This is a genomic window from Streptomyces albidus (ex Kaewkla and Franco 2022) (genome assembly GCF_013870515.1).
Classification (GTDB): domain Bacteria; phylum Actinomycetota; class Actinomycetes; order Streptomycetales; family Streptomycetaceae; genus Streptomyces; species Streptomyces albidus.
Genome location: NZ_JACBXA010000377.1, coordinates 1 through 3,922, shown reverse-complemented (window position 1 = coordinate 3,922; position 3,922 = coordinate 1). Strand labels below are relative to the sequence as shown.

General features: G+C 71.0%; 4 protein-coding genes. 1 reads left to right on the top strand and 3 read right to left on the bottom strand.

Annotated elements, in window-relative coordinates:
- The 3 genes from H5J26_RS29155 to H5J26_RS29145 form a co-directional block, all read right to left on the bottom strand.
- Positions 1-369 (bottom strand): cupin domain-containing protein (locus H5J26_RS29155; protein WP_181768967.1); only part of this gene is annotated, 369 nt, incomplete at its 3' end.
- A gap of 118 nt (positions 370-487) precedes the next feature.
- Positions 488-1,411, bottom strand: a complete 924-nt coding sequence (locus tag H5J26_RS29150; RefSeq protein WP_181768968.1) for a PmoA family protein — start codon at positions 1,409-1,411, stop codon at positions 488-490.
- Positions 1,412-1,430: 19 nt separating this feature from the next.
- The gene (locus H5J26_RS29145) at positions 1,431-2,564 is read right to left on the bottom strand and encodes a Gfo/Idh/MocA family protein (protein WP_181768966.1); all 1,134 of its coding nucleotides are present in this window, start codon (positions 2,562-2,564) and stop codon (positions 1,431-1,433) included.
- Between the two features lie 300 nt (positions 2,565-2,864).
- On the opposite strand from H5J26_RS29145, the gene H5J26_RS29140 reads away from it, so the two are divergent.
- Positions 2,865-3,922 (top strand): LacI family DNA-binding transcriptional regulator (locus H5J26_RS29140; protein ID WP_181768965.1); only part of this gene is annotated, 1,058 nt, incomplete at its 3' end.

Sequence of the window (3,922 nt, the reverse complement as noted above, 5' to 3'; positions counted from 1 at the left end):
CGCGGCGGCGGCCGCGTACGCCTCGGGGTCGGCCAGCACCTCCGGCGGGAACGTGAACACCGCGTCGCCCGCCTCCGGGAGGCCGCTGTTCTGCATCAGCACGGTGACGCGCAGACCGGCGCCGTTCACCATGCGGTGGACGGTGCCGGGGGTGAACCAGGCGACCACGCCCGGCTCCAGCGGGGTCTCGGTGTATCCGTCCTCGACCGTCAGCGTCTGCACCGCGCCCTCCCCGGCGGTGACGACGTAGGCCTCGGTACAGGCGAGGTGGATGTGCGGGCTGCCGCCGCAAGCTCCGTCGGCGGCCTCCCACTCGTATGCGCTGATGTGCGACAGGCCGATCCCGCCCGGCAGTGGAGCGTCCAGCATGCGGGGTCTCCCTTCAACTCGGCGTCCAGGTCTTCCCGTTCACCAGGGTCGGTACTTCCGGTCGGTTCCACGAGGGCACTTCACCGGGGCGCCCGGCCCGTACGGGCCGGGCGTTCAGTCACCAGGGCAGCGACTTCAGGCGCTGCTCGATCTCCTCCGGTTCCCAGGCGCCGTCGGCGACCAGCGTCCGGTAGCGGTAGCTGAAGGAGTCGCCCGGCGGCAGCGTGAACTCCTCGAAGAAGGCCCACGAGAAGGCGATGGTGGGCGTCGGCTCGGACCGTACGAACCAGTGCGAGCCGTGCACCGACTCCGCGTTCTCCGGGGCGTGCGCGAAGGCGAGTGTGGAGTGGGCGTCCACGTCGTCGTGCTCGCCCACGAAGCCGATCCAGGGGTGCTTGGAGGCGGGCTGGCCCATCATCTCCTCGTCGGTGCTCGGCCCCGACGGGGAGAGCACCTGGCCGCCCGTGAAGTCGCGGGGGCCGCGCCAGTGCAGACCGGTGTAGCCCGCCATCTCCCTGCCGTGCGTGGTCGGTGAGCCGAAGTGCAGCGACTCTCCACGGATGTTGGTCAAGTGGATCGACCAGTCGATGACGTACGAGCTGGAGGCCGCGTCCGCCGAGTGGACGGCCACGCGGCGCCGCTCGTCCGCCCACTCCTCGCCGCCGTTCTCGATCCAGGTGAGATGTTCGGTGAAGTCCAGCCTGTCGTCGGCCACTTCGAGGGAGTCGAAGGCGTCGTGGCGCATGGACCCGACGAGTTCGGGCTTGACCAGATATCCCTCACCGTGCACGTAGCAGTTGCCGCCCCAGAAGTTCTGGCCCGACAGATGGCTGGCAGTCATCTGCAGACCCTTGTGCCAGCGGTGGTCGTTGGGCCGGTAGCCGGAGACGAGGCTGCCGCTGAGCGTGCGCAGCGGATGCACGTACGGCTTGCGTGACTCGAAGGCCGCCGGGTCGGGGGCGTAGACGTACGCCAGCAACTCGGTGCCGCCCGCGGCGACGCGGATGCGCTCGCCGTGCGTGTGCGTGACGGTGATCGGCAGCGGGGCGCTCATCGTTTTCTCAGTGCTCCTTCGGTGCCCAGTCGGCGTGGTTGCCGTGCATGGCCCTGTAGTAGGGGTCGTCGGGGGTGAGTTCGCCCGCGTGCACGGGCTGCGCGGTGAAGGCCGACTTGTAGAGCGCGGCCAGGAATTCGAGGGTGCGGCGCGCGTCCCGGCCGCTTCCCGGGGGCCGCACGCCCTTCTCCATGGCGTCGAGGAAGCCGGCCAACTGGGCGGCGTGCGAACTGGGCACGTCGGCTGCCGGAGTGCTCCAGCGCGACGTGCGCTCCCGCTCCCCGCGGATGTGGGGTGCCGGGGTGTAGGCCCAGTCGTCGTTCCCGTATCCGTACAGGTGGGTCAACTCGACGGTGGCGTCGGCACAGTCGATGCGTATGCGGCTGACCTCGTCGGGGCTCAGGACACTGTTGACGACGGTGGCCATGGCCCCGCTCTCGAAGCGCACGAGTGCGGTGGAGACGTCCTCGCTCTCGACGTCGTGCACGAGCCTTCCGGCCATGGCCCGAATCTCGCTCCAGTCCCCCAGCAGGTGCAGCAGCAGGTCCATCTGATGGATGCCGTGGCCCATCGTGGGGCCGCCGCCCTCGGTGCCCCACCGGCCCCGCCAGGGAACGGCGTAGTAGTCCGTGTCGCGGTGCCAGGTGGTCTGGCAGTGCGCCACGAGCGGGGCTCCCAGCTCCCCCGCGCGCAGCAGGTCGCGGGCGTGGGCGGCTCCCGAGCCGTACCGGTGCTGGAAGACGACGGAGGCGTACGGCCCTCCGCCGTCCGCTCCCGCTTCCTCCTCGGCCGCGGCGATCTCGTCGTACTCCGCGAGGGAGAGGCACAGCGGCTTCTCGCACAGCACCCACGCACCGGCGCTCAGGGCGGTGCGCGCCTGCTCCACGTGGAGTGCGGGCGGGGTGCCGATCAGGACGAGGTCGGGCTCCTCGGCCGCGAGCATCTCCGTCATGCCCGGATATCCGCTCACGCCGTCACCGGCCTGTGCGAGGAAGGACGCGAGGCGGGTCTCGTCGACGTCGACCGCGCCCACGAGACGTACGCGGTCGGAGTGCGCCTGAAGCGCGGGCAGATGGGCGCCGGTCACGATGCCGCCGGTGCCGACGACCGCGGCGCGTACGGGGGTCTTCTCAACGGGCATACAGCAGAAGGCTCCTCGTTGATAGTAAGCGCTTTCCGTCCGAGGACGGTAAACCAGCTTGATATGACAGGACAAGACCCGTGCACGACCGGACTGGAACATCTCGTTCCGTCAGTGCACCCGAATCGGTAGCGGTCACAGCAGCGCACGCGGGGTGAGAACATGAGGCGCCCGACGCCCGCACGCACAGCTGTACGGCCGCGGCCGGCGCGGTGCACCTCTGCACGACCGCACGGCGACGACCGTTCTGAGGCGGCGTCACGGCGGCACGACCGTGGACAGTGGACAACGGAGGACCGGATGGCAGTGACCCTGGCCGATGTGGCAACGCGAGCAGGGGTCTCAGCAGCGACCGTCTCGCGTGTGCTGAGCGGCAACTACCCGGTGGCGGGCGCCACCCGTACCCGGGTGCTGCGCGCGGTCGAGGAGTTGCAGTACGTCGTCAACGGTCCGGCCAGCGCGCTCGCCGCGGCCACGTCCGACCTCGTCGGTGTCCTCGTCAACGACATCGCCGACCCCTTCTTCGGCATCATCGCCAGCGCCGTGCAGAGCCAGATGAGCCAGGGCGGCGCCGGAGGAACGGGCGGCCAGAAGCTCGCCGTCGTCTGCAACACCGGCGGCTCCCCCGAGAGCGAACTGACCTATCTCACCCACCTGCAACGCCAACGCGCGGCCGCCGTGGTGCTGACGGGCGGCGCCGTCGAGGACGAGGAGCACGGTGCCGCACTCGCGACGAGGCTCCGCCGCCTCGCCGCCGGCGGGACCCGCATCGTGCTGTGCGGCCGTCCTCCCCTCGCTCCCGACGAGGAGGCGCAGCACGAAGCCCTCCACGAGCCCGCACCAGGCGGCGAGAGACCGGGAGACGGAGCCACCGACCGCAGCATCGTCACCGTCGCCTTCGACAACCGCGGCGGCAGCCGCCGCCTCACTGAGCACCTGCTGGCCCTCGGCCACCGGCGCATCGGCTACGTGGCGGGGCCCGCCGAGCGCACCACCACCCGTGACCGCCTCGAGGGCCACCGGCTCGCGCTGCGTGAGCGCGCACCCGAACTGCTGGAGACCGCGGAGCAGTTCACCGTGCACGGCGGTGCGTACGACCGGTCCTCCGGCTACGACGGCGCCCTCGAGCTCCTGCGCCGCGTCCCCGACGTGACGGCGGTCCTGGCAGCCAACGACACCGTCGCGCTCGGGATATGTGCCGCCCTGCGCGACCAAGGACTGCGCATCCCCGAGGACATCTCCGTCGCGGGCTTCGACGATCTGCCCTTCAGCGCCGACGCCTCCCCCGCCCTGACGACCGTGCGCATTCCGCTGCACGACGCGGGCGCACGCGCGGGCCGTCTCGCGCTGGGGCGCGA